Below are 4,253 nucleotides of genomic sequence, written 5' to 3'. Positions count from 1 at the left end.
GTTTTTCGGATCAACGAAAAACTTCACAATGTAAAACAGGGCCTTGCCCTAACAACAAAAACTCCCCCTGCAGAACCCACAAACCAGCGGGCCCACAGGGGGAGTGTGAGGGGGAGCTGCGGGCTTTCGCAACTCCCCCTCACATTTTTTTATTTATCTCTCCAGATAATTCTGCCCTTGGACAGATCATATGGAGAAAGCTCGATTGTTACTTTATCTCCCGGAAGGATACGGATAAAATTCATACGAAGCTTACCGCTGATATGAGCAAGCACCACGTGCTTATTCTCCAGCTCTACCTTGAACATTGCGTTCGGCAGCTTCTCCAGTACAGTTCCTTCCACTTCAATCACATCTGCTTTTGACATTATTAACCTCCTATGTCATCTGTCATTTTGTAAGAGTCAGAATCTCCGGTTCACCGTCTGTGATGAGAACGGTATTTTCATAATGAGCGGAAAGTGATCCGTCCATTGTGACAACGGTCCAGTCATCGTCCTCCCAGGCCACATCTGCTCGGCCTAAATTAATCATCGGTTCAATTGCCAGAGTCATGCCCGGCATCAGTTTAATTCCACGGCGCTTCTGTGGAAAGTTTGGTATCTGCGGATCCTCATGAAGATGAGTTCCAATACCATGTCCTACCAGATCGCGCACAATACCATAATTGTATTTTGCAGCATATGCTCCAATGGCCTTAGAAATATCATTAAGATGATTTCCTGCTTTTGCAAATTTGATTCCTTCAAAGAAACTCTGCTTTGTTACCTCCATAAGCTGGCGTGCCTCTGCAGACACCTCGCCTACTGCATAGGTACGGGCAGCATCAGAATGATATCCTTTGTAGATCAAACCTGCATCGATCTTTACAAGGTCACCTTCCTGAATGATTTTCTTTGTTGAGGGGATTCCATGTACTACCTCATCGTTGAGACTGATACAGAAAGATCCTGGAAATCCATTATAATTTAAAAAGTTTGGAGTACAGCCCAGAGAGCGGATCATTTCCTCTCCAATGCGGTCCAGTTCCTTGGTACTGATTCCCGGTCTGATGTAAGAAGCAAGCTCATTATGGACTTTTTCCAAAAGATGTCCTGCCTCTCTCATAAGCTCTATTTCATGTTCTGACTTAATTGAAACTGACATTTTTTATTCTCCTAAAACTCCCACGATTTCCTGGAATACTTCATCCAGAGCACGTGTTCCGTCTACTGTTTTTAATACACCCTGTTCTGTATAGTAGTCAATCAGAGGCTGTGTCTGATCATGATACACATTCAGACGTTTCTGTACAGTTTCCGGTTTATCATCATCGCGAAGAACAAGCGCCTCGCCGCAGGTATCGCAAATGCCTTCTGTCTTCGGAGCCGCATATACTACATGATAAGTAGCTCCACATTTCAGACACGCACGTCTTCCGCCCATACGATTTACAATGTTTTCATCCGGAACATCTACGTCGATAGCGAAATCGATTTTGCTTCCAAGCTTTTCAAGTGCTTCTGTCAGACACTCTGCCTGAGGAATTGTTCTTGGAAAACCGTCAAGTACATATCCATTCTTTGCGTCATCCTGCTGAATTCTGTCTACTACAAGATCACAGGTCAGTTCATCAGGTACAAGAAGCCCCTGATCCATATAAGTTTTTGCTTTTTTTCCAAGTTCTGTGCCGTTCTTGATATTAGCACGGAAGATGTCGCCTGTGGAAATATGCGGAATGCCATATTTCTCAGCGATTTTTTTTGCCTGAGTACCTTTGCCGGCACCCGGTGCACCCAACATGATAATCTTCATAAAAATACCCTCCTTATATTTAAAATGGCTGCAGCATGCAAAGCATACCGCAGCCTTCATTTCCTGTGCACAGTACCGCTACGGTCAGCGGACAAGCACTAGTTAGCCAGAAAGCCTTTGTAATTGCGGACAAGCAACTGAGATTCAATCTGTTTCACAGTTTCAAGGACAACGCCAACTACAATGATCAGTGAGGTTCCGGCAAAGGAAACCTGAGCCTTAAATACGCCGTTAAAGAAGAACGGGATCACTGCCACGATGATCAGGCCAACTACGCCTATAAATATAATGTAATTAAGAAGATTCTGCAGATAATCTGATGTAGGCTTTCCTGGACGGATACCCGGGATAAAACCTCCCTGCTTCTTGATATTATCTGCAACTTCCAACGGATTAAATGTAATGGAAGTGTAGAAATATGCAAAGAATACGCAAAGAACGATATACACGATCAGTCCCCAGCTGTACTTCAGCTGAGCCGGATCACACCAGTTACTGGAAGATAATCCTCTCAGAATCTCGCTTCCAATTCCTGTTCCATTAGCTTTTCCTGCAAACTGAGCGATCAGTCCCGGGAAAGACATGATAGAAGAAGCAAAGATGATCGGAATGACACCGGCAGTATTTACTTTAAGAGGAATATTATTGGACTGTCCGCCTACAAGCTTACGTCCAACCATCTTCTTGGAATACTGTACGGGTATTCTTCTTTCTGCTCCATTAAGAATCAATACAAATACAACAACCGCCAGAATAATGGCAAGAATAATAACTCCGGCCAGCATACCTTTTGCAATTGTTTTTCCTTTGATAAAGTTCTCATAGAGGGTCATCATATCACTTGGGATCCTGGATACAATATTTACCGCAAGTACGATAGAAATACCATTTCCAACGCCCTTTTCTGTGATACGTTCACCAATCCACATCAGCATAGCAGATCCTGCTGTAAGAGAAACTACTACTACCAGCCCTTTCATAAAATTCATGTCCTGAACAATATTGCCTTTTGCAAATCCGATTGTCATTGCAACAGACTCAAAAAGAGCAAGACCGATTGTTACATAACGGGTGATGGCTGTCATCTTCTTTCTTCCCTCTTCACCGTCTCTGTGCATTTCTTCCAGAGCGGGAATAGCGATAGTAAGAAGCTGAATGATAATGGATGATGTAATATACGGTGTGATGTTCAGAGCAAATATGGACATACTCTCAAAGGAGCCTCCGGTAAACGCATCAAAAAAGTTGAATGCGTCACCGGTGTTGCTCTGAAACCATTGTCTGAATACGTCGCTGTCCACACCGGGAACGGGAAGCTGGGAGCCGATACGGATGACAAAGATCATGCCGATCACATAAAACAGCTTACGACGCATCTCTTTTACTCTAAAAAGACTTTTGAGAGTTTCAAACATTAAATCACCTCTACTGTACCACCAGCAGCTTCAATTTTAGCTTTTGCGGTTTCGCTGACAGCATTTACTTTTACATTAACTTTCTTAGTCAGCTCACCATTTCCAAGAATTTTAACGCCGTCACCAGCTTTGGAAATTGCGCGGCTTTCCAGCAGACTCTCAACAGTAACCTCTGCTCCGTCCTCAAAACGGTTCAGAACGTCAACATTGATCGCAATGATTTCTTTGGAGTTTCTGTTTTTGAAGCCTCTCTTCGGAAGACGTCTGTATAAAGGCATCTGTCCGCCTTCAAATCCCGGTTTCTTGTGTCCGGAACGTGCTAACTGTCCTTTATGTCCTTTTCCGGCTGTCTTTCCGTTTCCGGAACCATGTCCACGGCCTCTTCTGAAGTTATCACTGTGTTTGGAACCCTCTGCAGGTCTCAGATTTGATAAATCCATTTTTGGCACCTCCTTTTATTTCTCTTTACTGTCTCGAATTACTCTTCTACTTTAACCAGATGCTGAACCTGCTTGATCATGCCTCTTGTAGCTGCATTATCAGGCATTTCAACTGTCTTGTGCATTTTTGTAAGTCCCATAGCAACTACAGTCTTTTTGTGTTTCGGAACTGCACCGATAGGAGACTTTACTAATGTAACTTTAATTGTATCTGCCATTTTTCGTTTCCTCCTTATGCCAGAATCTCATCTACAGATTTTCCGCGAAGTCTTGCAACTTCTTCCGGAGTCTTCAGCTGGCTTAATCCCTCGATTGTAGCCAGGACAACATTCTGTTTATTTCTGGAGCCCATACATTTTGTACGGATGTTCTTGATACCTGCAAGCTCGATAACGGCACGTGCCGGACCTCCGGCGATAACACCGGTACCTTCCGGAGCACGTTTCAGAAGCATCTCAGCACTTCCGAATTTTCCTACGAAGTCATGTGTAATAGATCCGTTCTCATCTCTTGCTACTGTTACCAGTTTTTTCATAGCATCTTCTTTTCCTTTGCGGATTGCTTCCGGAATTTCAGCTGCTTTTCCTAAACCTGCACCAACATG

The 4,253-nt window shown here is 43.6% G+C and carries 7 protein-coding genes; all 7 read right to left on the bottom strand.

From position 1 onward, the window contains the following. Window positions 1–149: 149 nt before the first annotated feature. Window positions 150–368: a translation initiation factor IF-1 gene (gene infA, locus RDS42_RS12940; RefSeq protein WP_005428560.1), complete on the bottom strand. Its 219-nt coding sequence runs from the start codon at window positions 366–368 to the stop codon at window positions 150–152. A gap of 22 nt (window positions 369–390) precedes the next feature. Further along, a complete protein-coding gene (map, locus tag RDS42_RS12935) occupies window positions 391–1,146 on the bottom strand; it encodes a type I methionyl aminopeptidase (RefSeq protein WP_308784023.1) in 756 nt (251 codons plus the stop codon). A gap of 3 nt (window positions 1,147–1,149) precedes the next feature. After that, window positions 1,150–1,794, bottom strand: a complete 645-nt coding sequence (locus RDS42_RS12930) for an adenylate kinase (protein WP_308784022.1) — start codon at window positions 1,792–1,794, stop codon at window positions 1,150–1,152. A 98-nt stretch (window positions 1,795–1,892) separates the two neighbouring features. Continuing rightward, window positions 1,893–3,209 carry a preprotein translocase subunit SecY gene (secY, locus tag RDS42_RS12925; RefSeq protein WP_308784021.1) on the bottom strand — a complete coding sequence of 439 codons (1,317 nt, stop codon included), beginning with the start codon at window positions 3,207–3,209 and terminating at the stop codon, window positions 1,893–1,895. Then, window positions 3,209–3,649, bottom strand: coding sequence for a 50S ribosomal protein L15 (rplO, locus tag RDS42_RS12920; RefSeq protein ID WP_308784020.1), 441 nt, complete (start codon window positions 3,647–3,649; stop codon window positions 3,209–3,211). The genes secY and rplO overlap by 1 nt, the downstream gene beginning before the upstream one ends. Window positions 3,650–3,687: 38 nt before the next feature. Continuing rightward, window positions 3,688–3,867, bottom strand: coding sequence for a 50S ribosomal protein L30 (gene rpmD / locus RDS42_RS12915; RefSeq protein WP_022067319.1), 180 nt, complete (start codon window positions 3,865–3,867; stop codon window positions 3,688–3,690). A 14-nt stretch (window positions 3,868–3,881) separates the two neighbouring features. Next, window positions 3,882–4,253 (bottom strand): 30S ribosomal protein S5 (rpsE, locus tag RDS42_RS12910; RefSeq protein ID WP_308784019.1); only part of this gene is annotated, 372 nt, incomplete at its 5' end.

The organism is uncultured Blautia sp. (assembly GCF_902497045.1).
Taxonomy (GTDB): domain Bacteria; phylum Bacillota; class Clostridia; order Lachnospirales; family Lachnospiraceae; genus Blautia_A.
Note: the sequence above shows the minus strand (reverse complement) of the source record. Positions and strands in the feature narration are given on the sequence as shown.